At 71.3% G+C, this 18,265-nt stretch carries 17 protein-coding genes; 10 read left to right on the forward strand and 7 right to left on the reverse strand.

Annotation, left to right across the window (positions count from 1 at the left end; all coding sequences use genetic code 11):
- Positions 1–8 precede the first annotated feature (8 nt).
- Complete coding sequence (locus tag AB0M80_RS09795) at positions 9–659, forward strand: DUF4232 domain-containing protein (protein ID WP_364562037.1); 651 nt, start codon at positions 9–11, stop codon at positions 657–659.
- Here the strand turns inward: AB0M80_RS09795 and AB0M80_RS09800 are convergent.
- From AB0M80_RS09800 to AB0M80_RS09815, 4 genes are all read right to left on the reverse strand, one after another.
- Positions 656–1,126 (reverse strand): hypothetical protein, encoded by a 471-nt coding sequence (locus tag AB0M80_RS09800; protein ID WP_364561428.1) that lies wholly within the window; start codon positions 1,124–1,126, stop codon positions 656–658. The two genes, AB0M80_RS09795 and AB0M80_RS09800, sit on opposite strands and share 4 nt — an antisense overlap.
- A gap of 38 nt (positions 1,127–1,164) precedes the next feature.
- Complete coding sequence (locus tag AB0M80_RS09805) at positions 1,165–2,430, reverse strand: MFS transporter (protein WP_364561431.1); 1,266 nt, start codon at positions 2,428–2,430, stop codon at positions 1,165–1,167.
- A gap of 171 nt (positions 2,431–2,601) precedes the next feature.
- Entirely contained in the window at positions 2,602–2,952 is a 351-nt protein-coding gene (locus AB0M80_RS09810; RefSeq protein ID WP_364561433.1) for a metallopeptidase family protein, read from the reverse strand.
- Positions 2,952–4,016, reverse strand: a complete 1,065-nt coding sequence (locus tag AB0M80_RS09815) for a septum formation family protein (protein WP_364561436.1) — start codon at positions 4,014–4,016, stop codon at positions 2,952–2,954. The genes AB0M80_RS09810 and AB0M80_RS09815 overlap by 1 nt, the downstream gene beginning before the upstream one ends.
- A 94-nt stretch (positions 4,017–4,110) precedes the next feature.
- Between AB0M80_RS09815 and AB0M80_RS09820 the strand changes: the two genes are divergently transcribed.
- From AB0M80_RS09820 to AB0M80_RS09835, 4 genes are read left to right on the forward strand one after another with little or no spacing between them, the layout of a single operon-like run.
- Positions 4,111–4,719 carry a hypothetical protein gene (locus AB0M80_RS09820; protein WP_364561439.1) on the forward strand — a complete coding sequence of 203 codons (609 nt, stop codon included), beginning with the start codon at positions 4,111–4,113 and terminating at the stop codon, positions 4,717–4,719.
- Complete coding sequence (locus AB0M80_RS09825; RefSeq protein ID WP_364561441.1) at positions 4,720–5,886, forward strand: glutathionylspermidine synthase family protein; 1,167 nt, start codon at positions 4,720–4,722, stop codon at positions 5,884–5,886. It begins immediately after the preceding gene.
- Positions 5,887–5,931: 45 nt separating this feature from the next.
- The gene (locus AB0M80_RS09830; RefSeq protein WP_364561444.1) at positions 5,932–6,384 is read left to right on the forward strand and encodes a DUF350 domain-containing protein; all 453 of its coding nucleotides are present in this window, start codon (positions 5,932–5,934) and stop codon (positions 6,382–6,384) included.
- Between the two features lie 40 nt (positions 6,385–6,424).
- Positions 6,425–7,330, forward strand: a complete 906-nt coding sequence (locus AB0M80_RS09835) for a haloalkane dehalogenase (protein WP_364561446.1) — start codon at positions 6,425–6,427, stop codon at positions 7,328–7,330.
- A gap of 462 nt (positions 7,331–7,792) precedes the next feature.
- On the opposite strand, the gene AB0M80_RS09840 is transcribed toward AB0M80_RS09835, so the two are convergent.
- Entirely contained in the window at positions 7,793–9,082 is a 1,290-nt protein-coding gene (locus AB0M80_RS09840) for an aspartate aminotransferase family protein (protein ID WP_364561448.1), read from the reverse strand.
- A 129-nt stretch (positions 9,083–9,211) separates the two neighbouring features.
- Between AB0M80_RS09840 and serS the strand changes: the two genes are divergently transcribed.
- Together serS and AB0M80_RS09850 are read left to right on the forward strand one after the other, a co-directional pair.
- Positions 9,212–10,474, forward strand: a complete 1,263-nt coding sequence (gene serS / locus AB0M80_RS09845; RefSeq protein ID WP_364561450.1) for a serine--tRNA ligase — start codon at positions 9,212–9,214, stop codon at positions 10,472–10,474.
- Between the two features lie 64 nt (positions 10,475–10,538).
- Positions 10,539–11,540 carry a DUF3558 family protein gene (locus AB0M80_RS09850; RefSeq protein WP_364561452.1) on the forward strand — a complete coding sequence of 334 codons (1,002 nt, stop codon included), beginning with the start codon at positions 10,539–10,541 and terminating at the stop codon, positions 11,538–11,540.
- On the opposite strand, the gene lhgO is transcribed toward AB0M80_RS09850, so the two are convergent.
- A complete protein-coding gene (lhgO, locus tag AB0M80_RS09855; protein ID WP_364561454.1) occupies positions 11,537–12,724 on the reverse strand; it encodes an L-2-hydroxyglutarate oxidase in 1,188 nt (395 codons plus the stop codon). The genes AB0M80_RS09850 and lhgO overlap by 4 nt on opposite strands.
- 78 nt (positions 12,725–12,802) lie before the next feature.
- On the opposite strand from lhgO, the gene AB0M80_RS09860 reads away from it, so the two are divergent.
- Entirely contained in the window at positions 12,803–13,411 is a 609-nt protein-coding gene (locus AB0M80_RS09860) for a TetR/AcrR family transcriptional regulator (RefSeq protein ID WP_364561455.1), read from the forward strand.
- Positions 13,408–13,896, forward strand: a complete 489-nt coding sequence (locus tag AB0M80_RS09865) for a nuclear transport factor 2 family protein (protein WP_364561456.1) — start codon at positions 13,408–13,410, stop codon at positions 13,894–13,896. Before AB0M80_RS09860 ends, AB0M80_RS09865 begins: the two co-directional genes overlap by 4 nt.
- 10 nt (positions 13,897–13,906) lie before the next feature.
- Here AB0M80_RS09865 and AB0M80_RS09870 read toward each other — a convergent pair whose 3' ends face one another.
- Entirely contained in the window at positions 13,907–16,999 is a 3,093-nt protein-coding gene (locus tag AB0M80_RS09870; protein ID WP_364561458.1) for a BTAD domain-containing putative transcriptional regulator, read from the reverse strand.
- Positions 17,000–17,125: 126 nt separating this feature from the next.
- On the opposite strand from AB0M80_RS09870, the gene AB0M80_RS09875 reads away from it, so the two are divergent.
- Entirely contained in the window at positions 17,126–18,259 is a 1,134-nt protein-coding gene (locus AB0M80_RS09875; protein ID WP_364561459.1) for a DegT/DnrJ/EryC1/StrS family aminotransferase, read from the forward strand.
- Positions 18,260–18,265: the final 6 nt, after the last annotated feature.

Genomic DNA, 18,265 nt, shown 5'->3' on the forward strand with positions numbered 1-18,265 from the left:
GGGAGGCGATTGACATGGTTCGAACGAAGCTCTCACGGTGGTTCCCGGTCGTCGCGGCTTCGGCGGGCGCCCTCGCGCTCTCCGCCTGCGGCAGTGGCGGCACCACACCCGCGGCGAGCAGTTCGACGCCGTCGACCTCGGCGTCGCCGACCGCCACCACCACGGTCACCACCGCCACGTCCAGCTCGGCCGGCACGACACCGGCCGCGCCGCCGGTCGCCCAGCCCGCGGACAACGGGCTCTGCAAGGCCGGGGACGTCAAGCTCTCGCTCGGCCAGGGTGACGCGGGCGCCGGCTCGGTCTTCCGGCCGCTGCTCATCACGAACTCCAGCTCGAAGCCCTGCACCATCCAGGGCTTCCCCGGCGTGTCCTACGTGGCCGGCTCGGACGGGCACCAGGTCGGCAAGGACGCCTTCCGCGACGGCACCAAGGGCAACGCCGTCAAGCTGAACCCCGGCCAGACCGCGGCCGCCGACATCCAGTTCGTCAACGTGCGCAACTTCGACCCGGGCACCTGCCAGCCGACGTCGGTGAAGGGCCTGCGGATCTACCTGCCGCAGGAGACCGCGTCGAACTTCGTGCCGTCCGACGGCACCGCCTGCGCCAGCACGAAGATCCCGGGCAACCAGCTGGCCGTGAAGACGGTCCACCCCGCTTAAACGCGGGCACAGATCTCCTTGGCCTGGGTCAGGTGCCGCTGGCCGGCGATGTCGTTGAAGTGCAGGCTGAGCACCATCCGGCTGACGCCGTCGATGTGGTCGGCCAGCGGCTGGTAGTTCGCGTTCACCTGGGCGGCGGCCGCGGACAGCTCGCGCGCCGCCATCATCCGGTGCAGCCGTTCTCCGGTCAGGCCGGGCGTCAGCGACGGCCGCGCGTCCCGGCTCGTATCGGGCAGCTCGCCCACGCGGTCGAGCGCCTGGCACGCGGCGACGGCGTCTTCGAGCGCGCCGGCGTGCACGCCCGACAACCCCCACAGGAGCCCGAGCACGCCGCCGCCCAGCACGAACCCGGCCACCGAGCACAGCACCAGCAACCGGCGTGACGGCGGGGGCGACGGAGACTCGGCCGAAGATTCGGTGAAGTCGGGATCGGCTTCGGTGCCGGTCCCCGGGTCCACGGTGCGCATGGCTGCCTCCTCACGACCGGGTGAGGAGATATTCCAGCTCACATTCCCGGATCGTGGTGGGTCAGAGCCGCGGCTGAGTCCGATTCGTCACCGAGGGAGAAGCGCCTCAGCGCGCCGAACGCGAACGCGGCGATCACCAGCATCGCCACGCCGGACACCGCGAACGTCCGCGCGGCCGTGCCGAGCCGCTCGGTCAGTACGCCGCCCAGCAGCGCGCCCACCGGGATCGCGCCCCAGACGACCGTGCGCCACACCCCGAGCACCCGGCCGAGCAGCTCGCCGGGCACCAGCGTGTGCCGGGCGGTCGCGAGCACCACGTTCACCGCCACCACCGCGGCCGCGAACAGGCCGAACAGCGCCGCACCGGCGACCGGCGAGCGCACCAGGCCCATCCCGCCGAACCCGAGGCCGCAGCAGATGATCCCGCCGACCACGACCGCGCGACGGCCTGCCGAACGCACCAGCCGCGGGGCGGTGCCCGCGCCGATCAGCCCGCCGATCCCGCCGACGAACGCGAAGAACCCGAACGTCGCGTCGGACAGGTGCAGGTCCTCCAGGGCGTACAGCACCAGCTGCGCCTGGGCGAGCTCGCTGACCAGGCTGAGCAGCCCGGCGACGACCACCAGCCGCAGCAGCAGCGCGTGCCCGCGCAGCCAGCGCAGACCGTCGCCCAGCTCGGTGCGCAGTTTCGCAGGCCGGACCGGCCGTTCCGCCTGCCCGCGGTAGGTGCCCGCCAGCCCGAGTAGCACCGCGGCCGCGAGCGCGAACCCCGCGGAGTTGAGGATGAAGGGGAACGCGGCGAAGAGCGCGAACGTCAGGCTGCCGACCGGGCCGCCGAGGAACGTCTGGCCGACGATCTCGCAGGCCTGCAGCTTGCTGTTGGCCGCGTCGAGCGAACCGTCGCCGACGACCGCCGGGATCAGCGCGTTCGCCGCGCTGTCCGCGATCGTCTCGGCCGTGCCGATGATCAGCGCGGTCAGGTAGACCAGCCAGATCGTCATGCCGCCGGCGGCGACGAGCACGGCCAGGACGCCGACCGCGACCGCGCGGGCGGTGTTCGCGACGATCATCGCGCGCCGCCGGTCGATCCGGTCGACCAGCGCGCCGGCGACCGCGGCGAACAACAGCCAGGGCAGGAACTGGGTGGCGGACAGCCCGGCGATGAGCACGGGGTCGCGGGTCAGGGTCGTGGCCAGCAGGGGCAGGGCCACCTTGCCGATGCCGTCTCCCAGGTGGGACGCCGCGCTCGACGTCAACAGCCACGTGAGTCTTCGGCCGCCTCCGTCGTTCCGGGCTTCGTCCACTGGGCCTCCCCGCACGAATCGAAGTCACCCAACGAATTGCCTAAGAGGATAACGGCGGTGATGGCTGCGCGTGGTCACGTTGTCACTACACGTAAAAACTCGTGACAGTTTCCCGGAGCAAGTGCGGAAAGCGGTGGAACCTGGTGGCGCGACGGGGAAATCCGTGCCGGTTCAGCCCCAGCCGAGCTCGTGGAGCCGGGCGTCGTCGATGCCGAAGTGGTGGCCCAGCTCGTGCACGACGGTGATCAGGACCTCCTCGACGACCTCGTCCTCGTCCTCGCACATGGCCAGGATCGGCTCCCGGTAGATCGAGATCCGGTCGGGCAGCACCCCGCCGTACGACGAGGTCCGCTCGGTCAGCGCGATCCCGTGGTAGAGCCCGAGGATGTCCGGCGCCTCGTCGTTGAACTCCTCGACGAGCACGACGACGTTGTCCATCGCGCGCGCGAACTCGGGCGGCACCTCGTCCAGGGCCTCCGAGACCAGTTCTTCGAACCGCTCCCGGCTCATTTCGACCGGCATCAGCCGCTCTGCTTCGTCGACGGCGGGGTGGAGCCGAGCGTCGCCGGACCGCCGCCGCCGTCCGACGGCGGGCCGCCGTCCGACGGCGGGCCGCCGTCCGACGGCGGGCCGCCGTCCTGCGGCTGACCGCCGTCGGCCCCCGCCGGGGCGGCCTTGATGCTGCCGGTCACCGCCTGCAGGCCGCTCTTGTCGGGCAGCGCCGCCGCGACCTTGCAGTTGACCTTGGTCGAGCCGGTGTCCCAGCTCTCCTGTTCCCGCAGGTCCCAGGTCAGGATCAGCTTCTTCGCGTCGAGGTCGGCGCCGCCGGTGTAGTCCGAAGCCGCCTTGTTGCACTCGGTGTCGAGCCAGGCCTTCTGGTCGTCCTGCGAGGGGTAGCCGTCCTTGAACTTCGTCTTGAGGTCGAGGGTCGCGACGATCTCGTACGAGTGCGGCTTCGTGCATTCGACCGGATCACCGACGCCCTTGCCCCGCAGCGCCAGGCAGGTGCCCGGCTCGAAGATCAGCGACTGGTCCTGGTCCTTCGCCGGCCCGGTCGTCGGCAGCAGCTTGCCGCCGGGGCCCGCCCACTGCAGGCCGCACCGCAGCTGGCGGTCGCCGTCTTCCCACTGCGACGGCGTCGGGCGGAGCAGGTTCGTCGTGAGTTTCCCGTACGGGTCGAGCTTGTGCCCGAGGTACGGCTTCACGTCCGCGGTGCACTTCTGCTGCGCGATCTGCTGCCACTGGTCCAGCGTCGGGACGGGCGCGCCCTCCGGGTACTGGGGGCCGAGGTCCACGAGCGCGGTCACCTCGAACAGGTGCGGCTGGGTGCAGGCCACCTTGCGCGCGTCGCTCGCGTCGAGGTTGTCCCAGGTCAGGCAGCTGCCGGGCGGGGAGTGGAACGCCTCTTCGGCGGCCGCGGACAGCTTGCCGGCGCCACCTCCGGACCCGCCGGTGATGCCGTCGCTCCAGGAGAAGACGACACTGAGGGCGAGCGCGATGAGCGCGCCCGCGAAGATCCCGCCCATCACGACGCGGGTGCGCAACGTCTGCGTGGCGGTGGGGAACCGATCGGCGCTGGGAGACATCGCAGTCCATGATGCCCGCGCCGCGCGCGACGTGCGCGATCCGGGTGGTTAGGGTGGGTCACGGTTTCGTGGTGGCCGGGATTACGGAGCGCACATGACGCAGGACGACAACACCGGGGACCAGCCGGCCCCCGAGCCGCCGAAGCGCGGCTCGATGAGATTCCAGGACGGGAACACCCAACCCCGCGAGCCCTCGCTGGCCGAGCAGCGGGCCCGTCGGCAGGCGCTCGTCCAGGAGGAGCAGGACGCGGAGCTGGCCCGCCAGGCCGACGCCAAGGCGGCGACGCGGCGCAAGATCCTGATCGGCAGCGGGGTCACGGTCGGGCTCGTCGGCCTCGTCGCGACGTTCTACACGGTCGCGAAGCCGAACAACGTCACCGCCGTCTGCACCGACGCGAGCGGCGTCGTCCAGAACGACGACAACTGCGACGAGAACTACGTGACCAGCCACGGCGGCTACCACAGCGGTGGCTTCCTGTTCCTGCCGATCGGTGGCGGCGGCTACAACAGCTACCGCTACAACTACGGCGGCAGCGGCGTGATCGGGCAGCGCGTGTCCGGCGGCTCCTACGACCCGCCGTCGTCGCGCAGCAACGTCAACACGAAGTCCGGCAAGTCCGTCCAGCGCGGCGGGTTCGGCATCAGCGGCAAGAGCGGCAGCACCGGCGGGACCGGCGGCAGCGGCAAGAGCGGGGGATCGTAGGTGTACCGGGACCGGCGTGAGCCGCGGCGCGACTGGCAGCGGATCGTCGAGGAGCAGGGACTCGTCTACGGCACGCCGGCCCGCGACAGCAGTGGCCGGGTGCGGCCGTACTGGGACGAGTCGGTGCACTACGTCTTCGACATGGACGAGGTGCTCTCGCTCGAAGCCGACGTCGAACTGCTGCACTCGATGTGCCTGGAAGCCGTCGACAACGTCGTGACGACCGAGGGCTACCAGCGGTTCGGCATCCCCGAGTGGGTCTGGCCGCACATCGCCGAGTCGTGGAAACGGCAGGACCCGCACGTCTACGGCCGGTTCGACCTGCGCTACGACGGCAAGTCACCGGCGAAGCTGCTGGAGTACAACGCGGACACGCCCACCACGCTGCTGGAGGCGTCACTGCTGCAGTGGCACTGGAAGACCGACGTCTTCCCGGACGACGACCAGTGGAACTCGATCCACGAGAAGCTCGTCGAGCGGTGGTCCTTCCTGCGGGACAAGTTGCCGTCCAACGAGCTGCACTTCACCTGGTCGGCGGCCGACCCGAGTGGCGAGGACAACGTCACCACGGCGTACCTGCAGGAGACCGCGGCCGAGGCCGGGCTCGACACGGTGGGCCTGGCGATCGAGGAGATCGGCTGGGACCCGGTGCTCAAGCGGTTCGTCGACCTCGAAGAGCGGCAGATGGCAACCGTGCTGAAGCTCTACCCGTGGGAGTGGGTGGTCGACGAGGAGTTCGGCCGCCACGCCGTCGAGTCGCTGCCGCGGACGCTGTGGATCGAGCCGCTGTGGAAGATGATCCTCTCCAACAAGACGCTCCTGGCGCTGCTGTGGGAGAACTACCCGGGCCACCCGAACCTGCTGCCCGCGTTCGCCGACGACCCCGGCATCCTCACCGAGTACGTCCGCAAGCCGAAGCTGGGCCGCGAGGGCGCGAACGTGCAGATCGTCGCGACCGGGTACGAAACCCAGACCGGCGGCGTCTACGGCGCGGAAGGCTTCGTCTACCAGGCGTTCGACCCGCTGCCCGAGTTCGACGGCTACCGGCCGGCGCTCGGCGCGTGGATCGTCGGCGACAGCTCCGCGGGGCTGGGCATCCGCGAGACCGGCGGCCTGGTCACCGACGACGGTGCCGCATTCGTCCCACACCGCATCCCCGAAGCGTGATACAACACCGTCGCTGATCAGCCCTTTCTTCCTGGGAGACAATTCGTGAACACGACCCTTGCGCTGTCCGACACGTTCGGCTCCGACCTCGTGCGGGGGATCGGCGCGATCCTGCTGTACGGCGTCATCGGCCTGCTGCTGATGTTCGCCGGCTTCTACGCGATCGACTGGACCACGCCCGGCAAGCTGTCGAAGCTGGTGCACGCCGGCCTGCCGAACGCCGTGATCGTGACCGCGTCCGGGCTGCTGGCGATGTCGTTCATCGTCGTCGTGGCGATCTTCAACTCGGCGAGCGACCTCACCGAGGGCCTGATCACGTCGCTGGTCTACGGCCTGCTCGGGATCATCGTCCAGGTCGTCGCGGTCCGGCTGCTGGAGTGGGCGACCCGCATCGACGTGGCATCGACCATCGAGAGCGAGAAGTTCGCCCCGGTGAGCATCGTCGTCGCGGCGGCGCACATCGGCCTGGGTCTCGTGGTGGCGGTCGGCATCTCCTGAGGCGTGGCCGCGCTGGTCCGATCGCACTAGCGTGGAGTTCGTGCGCCTGCTGAGGACACCGGACGACCGGTTCACGGACCTGCCCGACTTCCCCTTCGAGCCTCGCTACGCCGAACTCGCCGACCCGCACGGCGGCGTGATCAGAGTCGGGTACGTCGAGGCCGGCCCGGCCGACGGTCCGGTCGTGCTGCTGCTGCACGGCGAACCCAGCTGGTCGTACCTGTACCGCAAGATGCTGCCGGTGCTGGCGGCCGCCGGGCTGCGCGCGATCGCGCCGGACCTGGTGGGGTTCGGCCGGTCCGACAAGCCGGGCGCACTGCCCGACCACACCTACGCCCGGCACGTCGAGTGGATGCGCGGGTTCGCGTTCGACGCGCTGGACCTGCGCGACGTGACGCTGGTCGGCCAGGACTGGGGCGGCCTGATCGGGCTGCGCCTGGTCGCGTCGGAGCCGTCCCGGTTCTCGCGGGTGGTGGCTTCCAACACGGGCCTGCCGACCGGCGACGTGGACATGCCCGCGGCGTGGCACGCGTTCCGGGAGGCGGTGAAGAAGGCCCCGGTATTGGACGTTGCGCGGTTCGTCCAGTCGGGGTGTGCGTCGGTGCTTTCGAAGGCCGTGCGGGCGGCGTACGACGCACCGTTCCCGAACGAGATGTACAAGGCCGGCCCGCGGGCGATGCCGGGGCTGGTGCCCCACCGGCCGGACGACCCGGCGTCTCCGGCCAACCGGGCCGCGTGGAAGACGTTGACGGAACTGGACATCCCGTTCCTGGTGGCGTTCTCCGACGGCGACCCGATCACGGGCGGCATGGCACCCGTCTTGCGGCGCTCGATCAAAGGCGCGCAGGGACTGGAGCACCCGGTCATCGCGGGGGCCGGGCACTTCCTCCAGGAAGACGCGGGCGAGGAGCTGGCCGAGCACGTGGCGAGGTTCGTGCGCGGTTGAGGAAAACCGGCGGCCGGCGGCGCAAAACGACCACGACGTCACCAGACCTCCCCCCGCCCCTCATCCCAGGTGCACTTCAGGCGACGGTCGGGTTTGTCAAGGCACGCTTTCCCGCCTTGACAAACCCGAGCGGCGGCTGACACTCCCACCGGAGGGGCGGGGGAGGTCGGACCCGCCTCTGCCGCGGCAGAACGCCGCGGCACCGAGGTGGAACAAAAGAACTAAAGACTGTCCTCGCCGGACGGGCAGGCTCCGGGATGCCCCTGGGAGCGCTGTCCTCTCCCCTTCGCGTGTGGGCCGCTGGGTGGTCATCCCGTCGCCTGATTGAGGCCTATCACTTTGAGCCAGGCCCGCAAGCTTGCGTTGTCGTCTTGCTTTGGTCTGTGGGTTGCGGGCCTGGCTCAAAGTGATTTTTGCGGCCTCAGGCGACGGGATGACCACCCGGCTCCTATGAATTGGAGGTCAGGTCAGCGCCGCGTGCGTTGCCGCCAGGGAGTCCACCAGGATGTCCAAGCCCTCCTGGGCCTCCTCCGCGGTGAGGGTCATCGGCGGGCCGAGGCGCAGGACGTTGCCGTGCAGACCGCCCTTGCCGATCAGCAACCCGCGCTTCTTCGTCTCCTCCAGCATCCGGGCCGCGGCCGCGACGTTCGGCGACGTCGTGCCCGGCTCGATCAGCTCGATCCCGATCATCAGGCCCTTACCGCGCACCTCCGCCACGATCGGCGAGGAAGCAGCACGCAAGCCCGACAGCAATTGGGCCCCGCGGGCCGCGCAGTTCGCCTGGAGGTCGTGGTCCTTGATGTAGTCCAGGACCGCCGTCGCGCCGGCCATCGAGACCGGGTTGCCGCCGAACGTCGAGAACGACTGGGCCTGGAAACAATCGAGCACGTCTCCGCGGGCCACCACGCCGCCGACCGCCAGGCCGTTGCCCAGGCCCTTGGCGAACGTCATCATGTCCGGCGTCACGCCGTGCGCCTCGATGCCCCAGAAGTGCTCGCCCGTGCGGCCCCAGCCGGTCTGGACCTCGTCGGAAATGAACAGGACGCCGTAGGAATCCAGCACTTCCTTCATCGCCCGGAACAGCCCGTCCGGCGGGAGGCTGAACCCGCCGACACCCTGGATCGGCTCGGCGATCAGGCACGCGACGTCGCCCGCCGTCGCCGTGTCCAGCACGTCCTGCAGGTCCGCGACGCACGCGTCGATGTACTCGGCGTCCGGGAGGTCGCGGAACGGGCTTCGATAGCGATACCCGCCGTGGACGTAGTTGACCTTGACCGGGCTCAGCGCCGACGCCGACCAGCCGCGGTTGCCGGTGATCGCGACCGTCCCGAACGACCGGCCGTGGTAGGAGTTGCGCATCGCCAGCACCTGGTTGCTGCGCCGGTACTGCGTCGCCAGCATCAGGGCCGTGTCGTTGGCCTCGCTGCCGGAGTTCGTGAAGAACACCTTCGCGTCCGGGATGCCGGACAGCTTCGCGATCCGCTCGGCCAGCTCGACCTGCGACCGGATCAGGTACAGCGTCGAGGTGTGCAGGATGCCCGTGTCGAGCTGCTTGCGCACCGCGTCGCCGATCTCGGCGACGTCGTAGCCCATCGAGTTGGTCAGCACCCCGGCGAAGAAGTCCAGGTAGGTGCGGCCCTGCGCGTCGGTCATCCGGCGGTCGTGCGCGTGCACGATCTCGATCGGCTCTTCGTAGAGCAAGGACATCCAGCTGGGCATCACGGCGCGGTGGCGGGCCAGCAGCTCGGTCATCGGACGCCTCTCTGCAGGGCTTCACGGTCTCCAAGGAGTATGAGGACGCCGTGAACAGCGCTTCAACGATCAGACTGTCGGGATAACCCAGTAGGGCCGCACAGTCTGTACGGACTACCCTCAGTCCTCGTGATCGACCCCAGGACTCTGCGCGACAACCCGGAAGCCGTGCGCGCGTCGCAGCGCGCTCGTGGTGAGGACGAGGGAGTGGTCGACAAACTGCTGTCCCTCGACTCCCGGCGCCGGTCTTCGATCGCGGCCGCCGACAAGCTGCGCAACGAGCAGAAGGTGCTGGGCAAGCAGATCCCGAAGGCGCCGCCGGAGGAGAAGCAGCAGCTGCTGGCCACGGCCAAGGAGCTCGCCGCGCAGGTCAAGGCGGCCGAGGCGGAGCAGAACACCGCGTCGGAGGAGTTCGACCAGCTGTTCCGGACCCTGCCGAACCTGGTCCACCCGGCCGCGCCGGTCGGCGGCGAAGACGACTTCACCGTCGTCAAGCACGTCGGCGAGCCGACGAAGCTCGGCTTCACCCCGCGCGACCACCTCGAGCTGCTCGAAGCCCTCGGCGGCGTCGACATGGAACGTGGCGCGAAGGTGTCGGGTTCGCGGTTCTACTTCCTCACCGGCGTCGGCGCGCAGCTGCAGCTCGGCCTGCTCAACATGGCCATCGCGCAGGCGCTCGAGAACGGCTTCACGCCGATGATCACGCCGTCGCTGGTCCGCCCGGAGATCATGGCCGGCACCGGCTTCCTCGGGCAGCACTCGAGCGAGATCTACCACCTCGCCGACGACGACCTCTACCTCGTCGGCACGTCGGAGGTGCCGCTGGCCGGCTTCCACTCCGACGAGATCCTCGACCTCAACGACGGCGCCAAGCGGTACGCGGGCTGGTCGTCCTGCTACCGCCGCGAGGCCGGGTCGTACGGCAAGGACACCCGCGGCATCATCCGCGTCCACCAGTTCGACAAGGTGGAGATGTTCGTCTACGCCAAGCCGGAGGACGCCGAGGCGGAGCACGAGCGGCTGCTCGGCTGGGAAGAGGAAATGCTGGCGAAGATCGAGGTGCCCTACCGGGTGATCGACACCGCGACCGGCGACCTCGGCACGTCCGCGCACCGCAAGTTCGACTGCGAGGCGTGGATCCCGACGCAGGAGACCTACCGCGAGCTGACCTCGACGTCCAACTGCACGACGTTCCAGGCCCGCCGGCTGTCGATCCGCTACCGCGACGAGAACGGCAAGCCGCAGATCGCCGCGACGCTCAACGGCACGCTGGCCACCACCCGCTGGATCGTCGCGATCGTCGAAAACCACCAGCAGGAGGACGGTTCCGTCCGCGTGCCGGAGGCCCTGCGCCCGTTCGTCGGCGGCCAGGAAGTCCTCACGCCCCGCTGAATCGGCGGATCCCGCGGTGCTCCCCCGTTCGGCCCAGTACAGTCCGGGCCGAACGGGAGGACTCATGCGGATGAGGTGGCAGGCCGCGCTGGCCTTGACGGCCGTGGCCGTGGTGACCGGCTGCACGGCGACGGTCGGTGGTTCGGCGTCGCCGGTGCCCGGCCAGGGCCCGGTCGTCCAGGCGGTCGACGCCTGCACGCTGCTCGACGAGGCTCAGGTCGACGCGCTCGGCTACGAGTCGCCGGGCCGGTCGATGCCGGAGAACAAGAAGCTCCGCCAGCCGCCGATGTGCCTGTGGAGCTCGAAGGACGACGTCGAGCCGTCGGCCATCCTCAACATCGGTCTCGCCACGGACCTGGACTTCAACGAGTACGTCTCCGGCGCCGTCAAGAAGTCCGAGCCGCAGCGGATCGGCGGGCTGAGCTGGACGCAGTACGCCTCGATCCTGGAGAGCGATTGCGTGCTCTACACCATCCTGGGGGCCAAGTCGTTCGCCTACGTCAGCGTCTCGGCCGGCAAGCTCGAAAGGTCGTGCGAGCTGGCGAAGGTGACGATCCCGCAGGTCGCGGCGCACCTGCCCGGCGGGCAGGACGCCCCGCCGATCACCCCGACCGGCCCGGTGAAGACGGAGCCGGGCGGCCCGCTGCTGGCGGTGGACCCGTGCACGATGCTGAAGCCGGACCAGGTTGCCCAGCTGAAGAACATCTCGCCCGCCGGTGAGAAGGACAACTCGTCCACGGTGCCGAACGCCACCTTCTGCCTCTGGGACGACACCGACGGCGACGACGGCCAGAAGGCGTTCGAGGTCTGGCTGGGCCCGAGCACGCCGGTGGGCCAATGGCCGGGGGCCAAGGGTGTCGAACCGACCGAAACCATCGACGTCGGCGGCAAGAAGTGGGGCCTGTTCCCGAACATGGGCGGCCTGCGGGTCACCTGCGGCGCGACCCTGGCGATCACCGAAACCTCGTCGGTGCAGGTGGTCAGCGGGTTCATCGGCGACGACACGAAGACCTGCGACCTCGTGAAGCAGGGCCTGCCGCTGGTGACCGCGAACCTGCCTGGCTAGCCCTCGGAAACCTGGTCCGCGATGTGGCGCGCGATCTCCAGCGCGCTCGTCGCGGCCGGTGAGGGCGCGTTCAGGACGTGCACCTGGTCGCGCGCGGTCTCGATGAGGAAGTCGTCGACGAGCGAGCCGTCGCGGCGCATCGCCTGGGCGCGCACACCGGAGCCGTGGCGGACGATGTCGTCCGCGGTGACGGCCGGGACGAGCCTCGCGAGGCTCGCGGCGAACCGCTTCTTCGAGAACGAGCGGCGGACCTCGTCGAGCCCCGTCGGGACCGCGTACTTGCGTGCGAGCCGCCAGATCCCGGGGAAGGTCGCCACCTCGGCGACGTCCTTCGCGGAGAAGTCGCCCCAGCGGTAGCCCTCGCGCCGCAGCGCGAGCACGGCGTTCGGGCCGGCGTGCACGCTGCCGTCGAGCATGCGCGTGAGGTGCACGCCGAGGAACGGCAGCGTCGGGTCCGGCACGGGGTAGATCAGGCCCTTGACGAGGTGCCGGCGGTCCGGCTTGAGCTCGTAGTACTCACCGCGGAACGGCACGATCCGCGCGGACGGCGTCAGCCCGGCCAGCCGCGCGACGCGGTCGGAGTGCAGGCCGGCGCAGTTCACGAGCGCGTCGGCCTGGACGACGTCGTCGCCGGTCGCGACCTCGACCCCGCCGTTGCTCCCGGCGCGGATGGCCACGGCGGGTGAGTTCAGCCGGAGGTCGACCCCGGTTTCGTCGAGCAGCCGGACGAGCGCGTGGCAGACCGCCGGGAAGTCGATGATCCCGGTGGATTCGACGCGCAACGCGGCGACGCAGGCGACTTCGGGCTCGTACTCGCGGGCTTCTCCTGGCGAGATCTTCTTCGCCGGGACGCCGTTCGCCTCGGCCCGCTCGGCGAGGGTGTTCAGCGCCGGGAGCTCCCTCTCGTCGGTGGCGACGACGAGCTTCCCGCACACCTCGACCGGCACGCCGTACTGGCGCGCGAAGTCCACGATGGACCGGTTCCCGGCCACCGACATGCGCGCCTTGAAGGAGCCGGGCTTGTAGTAGAGCCCGGCGTGCACGACGTTCGAGTTGTGCCCGGTCTGGTGGGCCGCCCAGCGGGATTCCTTTTCCAGGACGGTGACGTCCAGCCCGCGCCTGGTCAGCTCCCAGGCCACGGCCAGACCGACGATCCCGCCCCCGACGACCACCACGTTGCGCACGATCGACCAGGCTACGCGAGTGCCTGCCGGTAGTGCGCCTGGCGTTACCTAACGATCGTCAGGTACGGTACCTAACTGATGTCAGGTAAGCGATTGACCCGGGAAGCGCGGCGCGAGCGGATCCTCGCCGCGGCCGCGGAAGTGTTCGCGTCGGCGGGGTACGACGCGGCCGGGATGCGCGAGGTCGCCGCGGCCGCCGGGATCAGCACGCCGGTGCTCTACGACCACTTCCCGGCGAAGGCGGAGCTGTACGCGGCGCTCCTGGAGTCCGAAGTGGACGGATTGCTGGCCGGCTGGGGCTCGCTCCCGCCGTCGGACGATCCCGAGGTGCTGTTGAGGAGCCGCGTCTCGGCGATCTTCGCGTGGATCGAGGCCCACGAGCGCGGCTGGCGGATGATCTTCGCGGAGACGCCGTCGGATCCGGCGGTCGCCGCGGTGCACCGCCGCGGCCAGGAACGCTCGACGGCCAACCTGGCCGCGTTGTTCGACGGGGTGCCGCTGGACCTCACAGCTCGCATTCCGCGCCCGCTGGCCGACGAAGTGCTGGCGGAGGCCTGCAAGAGCGCGCTCAACGCGGTCGCGACGTGGTGGTGGCGCCACCGCGAAATCCCGCGCGACGAGGTGGTGGCGCTGACGGTCGACCTGCTGTGGCGAGGACTCGCCACGCTGATCAAGGGGGAACGATGAGCACGGAAACGTACCGCCGCGCGGCCGAGTCGGGGGACGTGGACCTGGCGATGACGGCGTTCGCGCCGGACGCGGTGCTGCATTCGCCGCTGACGTCCCGGGTGCGCTTCACCGGGCACGAGCAGCTGCGGTCGCTGATCGAGGTGGCGTACGCCCACCTGACGGACATCCGGTTCCACACGGACGTGGGTGACGAGCGGACCCGCGTGGTGGTCTGCACCGCCCGGATCGGCGGGGAGCCGATCGAGGAGGCGACGGTGGTGCGCCTGAACGCCGACGGGCTGATCGAAGAGGCGACGTTGTTCGTGCGGACCCTGCCGGCGTTGGTGGCGTTGATGGACCGGTTCGGGCCGGACATCGCCCGCCGGAACGGGCGGCCGGTGGCGGCGCGGGTGCTGGGCGTGCTGGCGAAGCCGCTGCTGGCGATGGTCCGCTCGGGAGACCGGCACGCGGTCCCGCTGGCGGCTCCCCGGCCGGTGTCATGACCCTCGGCGGTCAGTCCACCAAGCCCGCCGCGGTCAGCGCTTTCTGCGGGCTCATCCCCGCACCCGTCCCGTAGGCCCGCTCGAAACCCTCCGCACCCAACGCCGTCACCACCCTGGCCCGCACCGAGGAGGCGTCCGGGTCGCCGCTGATCGCCGTCCCCCGCACCCCGGCCGCCGCGCCCAGCAGCATCGCCGCCTGTTCGGGAGAAGCCGCCGCCCCCGCCAGACCCTCCAGGGCGAACGCCACCACGTCGCCCGCGTTCCGCTGCCGCCCGGTCAGCAACGCCGAACGGTGCAGGCCGGCCGCTTCGGACGGACGGCCCTCCGCCAGCGCCAGCCAGCCCAGCGAGATCAGTGCCGCGGCGCGGGCCGTCTCCGCCGAGAAAGAGCCGCCCGGGCACTCCGCCAGCGCGCGTTCGCACAACTCACGGGCCGCCGCCAGGTCACCGGAGAGCCGGGCCAGGGTCGCCAGCCCGATGTACGCCGCCGCGCGGGTTTCGGGCATGCCCGAACGGCGGGCCGTCGCCGCCGCCCGTTGGTAGTCCGCGCGAGCGCCGTCGAAGTCGCCCTGCAGGAGGCAGGTCCAGGCGCGGCGGCAGATCAGGTCCGCGGCGTCGTCCGTCGCGCCGATCTCGTGCATCAGGCCCAGTGCCTCGTCCATCAGCGGCAGCGCGGCCGCGTGCTCCCCGCGCCAGGTCAGCAGCTGCGACAGGTGATCGAGGGCCATCGACAGGCCCCACCGCTCGCCCAGCGCCCGGAACTGGGCCGCGCCCTCGCGCAGGCCTTCCTCGGCCCCGGCCAGGTCGCCCGTCATCATCGCCCGCAGGCCCATGCCCGTCGGCAGGAGCGCCCAGCTCCAGGCGTCATCACCCGCCAGCAGCGCTTCGCCGCGGCCGAGCAGCTCGTCGTCGTCGCCCGGCGGGCCGACGACCACGCCGAGCAGCATCACGAGCATCGGGTTCCGGAGCGGCCAGTCCGCGTCCGTCGCGTACTGCCGGACCAGCGGCAGGTACTGCTCCAGCGACTCGTGCGGCGAACCGGACATCGCCCCGAGCACGCAGACCAAGAACTCCTCGAGGTACTCCTCGCGCAGCTCCGGTGGGCACCGCGTGACGACGGCCAGCGACCACCCGGCGCCCTCGAACCGCCGCCCGCGCATCCACCAGTACATCGCCAGCAGCGGCACCAGCCGCAGCGCGAGCACGACGTCGTGTTCGGTCGACCAGCGCAGCGCGGCCAGGATGTTGTCGTAGTCGGCGTCGATCCGCGCCAGCCACGCCAGCTGCTCCGCGGTCCGCAGCATCGGGTCCGCTTCCCCGGCGAACCGCAGGAAGTACTCGGCGTGCGCGCGGTGGAACGCCTCGGCCTCGCCCGCTTCGGCGAGCTTCTCCGCGCCGAACGCGCGGATCGTCTCCAGCATCCGGAACCGCCCCCCGACGGCCTCGACCAGCGACTTGTCGGCCAGCTCCGGCAGCAGGTCGACGTCCGCGCCGCACACCTCGGCGGCGGCCGCGGCGGTCGCGCCGCCGGAGAACACGGCGAATCTCCTGGCGAGCTCGCGTTCTTCGCCGGTCAGCAGGTCCCAGCTCCACTCGACGACGCCGCGCAGCGAGCGGTGGCGTGCTTCGGCCGTCCGGCTGCCACGGGCCAGTAGCCGGAACCGGTCGTCGAGCCGGGCCGCGATCTCGCCGAGGTCGAGGGTCCGGACGCGGGCCGCGGCCAGCTCCAGGGCCAGTGGCAGGCCGTCGAGGGCCGCGCAGATGTGCTGGACGTCGCCGATCGTCGACTCGTCGGCCGCGAACTTGGGATCGCTCGCGGCCGCGCGGTCGGTGAACAGCCGGACGGCCGCGAACTTCCTCGCCTGCGCGGCGGACGTCCCGGGCGGCGGGACGGCCAGCCGCGGCACCGGCGCCAGCTGCTCGCCGGTGATGCCGAGCGGCTCGCGGCTGGTGGCCAGCACCCGCAGCCCGGGGCACGCGGCGAGCAGGCGCGCGGCCAGCCGGGCCGCCACGTCGACGACGTGCTCGCAGTTGTCGAGCACCAGCAGCACCGAGCGATCGCGCAACGCCGACACCAGCCGCTCGACGGGGTCCTGCGGGCCCCCGCGCGAGCTCTCGCGCAGGCCGAGCGCGGCCAGCACCGCACCGGCGACGTCGGCGCCGTCGTGCGGGGCCAGCTCGACGAACGCCACCGGACCGGCCTGGGCCGCGGCGACCTCGACGGCCAGCCGGGTCTTGCCGGTGCCGCCCGGCCCGGTCAGCGTCACGAGCCGGGCGCGGGTCAGCAGCTCGGCGACCTGCCGCAGCTCGCCGTCCCGGCCGACGAAGCTGCTCAGCTGCGCGGGCAGCGCCGGGAGCACCGGCTTCTCGGTTTCGCCGCGAAGTGCCGAGAGGTGGGCTTCGGCGAGCTCCGGGCCGGGATCGGCGCCCAGCTCGTCGGCCAGCGTGCGGCGGGCGTCCTCGAACGCGGCGAGCGCGTCGGCCGGCCGTCCCGCGGCGGCGAGCGCCCGCACCAGCTGCGCACGCGGCCGTTCCCGCAGCGGCTGTGCGGCGACGGTCTCCCGCAGGCCGGCGAGGACGTCCTCGGCCTGGCCGAGCCCCAGCCGGGCCTCGACGTGGTCGTCCACCGCGTCCGCTTTCAGCTGCTCGAGCCGCGTGGCCTGACCGGCGGCGAACGGCGCGTCCGCCAGGTCGGTGAACGCGGGCCCGCGCCACAACGCCAGCGCCTCGCCCAGCACCTCCGCGGCTCGCGCGTGCTCGCCGTGCTTCAGCAGCGCGCGGCCTTCGCGGACCAGACGTTCGAAGCCATGAACGTCCACTTCGTCCGGTTCGACGGCCAGCCGGTACCCGGCCGCGGTGAACTCGACCGGCGCGAGCGCCTTCAAGGCCGTCCGCAGCCGCGAGACCTGCGACTGGAGGGCGTTCGCCGCGCCGTCGGGCGGGTGCTCGCCGTACATGCCGTCGATCAGCCGCTCGGCGGGGACGAACCGGCCGGCCTCCAAAGCGAGCAGCGCCAGCAGCGTCCGCGACCGCGGGCCGCCGACCGTCACCTGCGTGCCGTCCGGACCCCACGCGGCGACGGCCCCCAGCACCCCGAATCGCATGGGCCCAGCCTAGGACGTCCCCGACCTGCGGTAGGCCCCGCTCGAACGGGCAGTTCGGCGTGGGCCTGTGAATCAGCTGAGCACGCGTCTATACACTTCGCCGGGTCCCCACGCAATGGGAGAGGTATGCCCCCAGAGAGCATTGCCCTCGGTCAGCCGACCGTCGGTGAAGAGGAACTCGCCGCCGTCGCCGAAGTGTTCCGGTCCGGCTGGCTGGCCGGAGCGGGCCCGGCGTGCCGGCGCTTCGAGGAGCGGTTCGCCCAGGTCACCGGCACGGCCCACGCGCTGACGACCGCGAACTGCGGTTCGGCGCTCTTCCTGGGGCTCAAGGTGCTGGGCGTCCGGCCCGGCGACGAGGTGATCGTCGGCGACTACACGTTCCCCGCGACCGGCCACGCCGTCGTGCAGGCCGGCGCGACGCCGGTGTTCGCCGACATCCGCCCGGACATCTTCAGCGCGGACCCCGCGCACGTCGAAGCACTGGTCACGCCGCGGACGGTCGGGATACTCGTCGTCGACGTCGCGGGCCAGCCGGGTGACTTCGACGAGTACCGCGCGATCGCCGACAAGCACGGCCTCTGGCTCTTCGAGGACGCCGCCTGTGCCGCGGGAGCGACGTACAAGACGCGCCCGGCCGGCAGCCTCGCCGACCTCGCCGCGTTCTCCTTCCACGGCCGCAAGGGCATCACGGCGGGGGAGGGCGGCGCGCTGGTCTCCGACCGCGAAGACCTCATCGCGCACGCCCGCAAGCTGCACACCTACGGCATCGAGCCGGCGATCAGCCGCGAAGGCTCGGACACGCTGCCGATCCCGGAGTTCCACGAGCTCGGCTACAACTTCCGCATGTCGGACGTCCAGGCCGCGATCATGAACGTCCAGCTCGACCGCCTGCCGGACCTCCTCGCGGCCCGCCGCTCGGTCGCGAAGCGCTACCACGAGGCGTTCGAGGACGTCGACGCACTGACCGTGCCGGTCGAACTGCCCGACCGCGAGCACCCGTGGCAGGCCTACCTGCTCACGGTCGCCCCCGAGGTCAGCCGCGACACCCTGGCGCTGCGGATCCGCTCCCGGGGCGTCCAGTGCAACTTCGGCACGTACGCGTCGCACCTGCAGCCGATCTACGGGCCTCAGGCCCCACTGCCCGTCTCCGCCGACGCGTTCGCGCGTCAGCTCGCCATCCCGATGCACGCGAACCTCACCGATGCCGAAGTCACCCGCGTCGCCGAGGTCGTGCGCGAAGCCGTGCAGTCCCTGTCCTGAAGCCGC

Origin of the sequence: Amycolatopsis sp. NPDC051045 (genome assembly GCF_040682955.1) — a bacterium.
In the GTDB taxonomy this organism is placed as follows: domain Bacteria; phylum Actinomycetota; class Actinomycetes; order Mycobacteriales; family Pseudonocardiaceae; genus Amycolatopsis.

Excerpts from the sequence above, each read along its gene's own strand:
- AB0M80_RS09800 (WP_364561428.1), bottom strand. The coding sequence starts at position 1,126 with ATGCGCACCGTGGACCCGGGGACCGGCACCGAAGCCGATCCCGACTTC.
- AB0M80_RS09810 (WP_364561433.1), bottom strand. The coding sequence starts at position 2,952 with ATGCCGGTCGAAATGAGCCGGGAGCGGTTCGAAGAACTGGTCTCGGAG.
- AB0M80_RS09815 (WP_364561436.1), bottom strand. The coding sequence starts at position 4,016 with ATGTCTCCCAGCGCCGATCGGTTCCCCACCGCCACGCAGACGTTGCGC.
- AB0M80_RS09820 (WP_364561439.1), top strand. The coding sequence starts at position 4,111 with ATGACGCAGGACGACAACACCGGGGACCAGCCGGCCCCCGAGCCGCCG.
- AB0M80_RS09840 (WP_364561448.1), bottom strand. The coding sequence starts at position 9,082 with ATGACCGAGCTGCTGGCCCGCCACCGCGCCGTGATGCCCAGCTGGATG.
- AB0M80_RS09850 (WP_364561452.1), top strand. The coding sequence starts at position 10,539 with ATGCGGATGAGGTGGCAGGCCGCGCTGGCCTTGACGGCCGTGGCCGTG.
- AB0M80_RS09860 (WP_364561455.1), top strand. The coding sequence starts at position 12,803 with ATGTCAGGTAAGCGATTGACCCGGGAAGCGCGGCGCGAGCGGATCCTC.
- AB0M80_RS09865 (WP_364561456.1), top strand. The coding sequence starts at position 13,408 with ATGAGCACGGAAACGTACCGCCGCGCGGCCGAGTCGGGGGACGTGGAC.
- AB0M80_RS09870 (WP_364561458.1), bottom strand. The coding sequence starts at position 16,999 with ATGCGATTCGGGGTGCTGGGGGCCGTCGCCGCGTGGGGTCCGGACGGC.
- AB0M80_RS09875 (WP_364561459.1), top strand. The coding sequence starts at position 17,126 with ATGCCCCCAGAGAGCATTGCCCTCGGTCAGCCGACCGTCGGTGAAGAG.